1 protein-coding gene is annotated in these 587 nt (G+C 41.9%); it reads right to left on the bottom strand.

Annotated features, from left to right (window positions below; genetic code table 11):
- Nucleotides 1-542, bottom strand: a 542-nt coding sequence (locus GPK83_RS15375) for a transposase (RefSeq protein WP_252196395.1), incomplete at its 3' end; no start/stop codon positions are given.
- Between the last annotated feature and the right edge of the window lie 45 nt (nt 543-587).

Raw genomic sequence — 587 nt, 5'->3', positions numbered from 1 at the left:
TTTCCACAGGTGCAGCTATAGATACGGTCTTCCAGTTTCAACTCCTTTTTGAGTTTTCCGCAACAGCTGCAGATTTTTGAACTGGGATACCACTTATCAATACGAACCAGTTTCTTACCGGCACGTTCTAATTTGTAGGAAAGAAAATCAGTAAACATACCCCATCCATTATCATGAACACTCGTTCCGAACCTTGAATCCTGGCTCATTTCTTTCATATTCAAAGATTCTATACACACAAGATCATAAAAATTGGTTATCTTTCTGGATTCCTTGTGTAGATAGTCTTTCCGCTGACGTGCGATATGAGCATGGAGTCTGGCTATTTTCTTTTTCTGTTTCATGTAACGGCCGCTCCCCTTTTCGCAATGACTCAGCCTGCGCTGCTCCCTTGCAAGTTTTTCCTGGGATTTTCGGAAAAAATGAGGATAATCTGCATGAGCTCCATTGGAATCTACATACAATTCGCTCATGGAAAAATCAAGTCCGATTGCGGTTTTTACTGGTCTGATTTCATGTTCCGGTTCTTCTGCCGCATACAGTAATGATACATAATACTTGTCATCTGCTTCCTGGCTGACGGTGGC

It is taken from the genome of Clostridium sp. MCC328, from assembly GCF_018785465.1.
GTDB classification, from domain to species: Bacteria; Bacillota; Clostridia; order Lachnospirales; family Lachnospiraceae; genus Pilosibacter; species Pilosibacter fragilis.
This window is presented reverse-complemented; position numbering and strand designations above follow the sequence as displayed.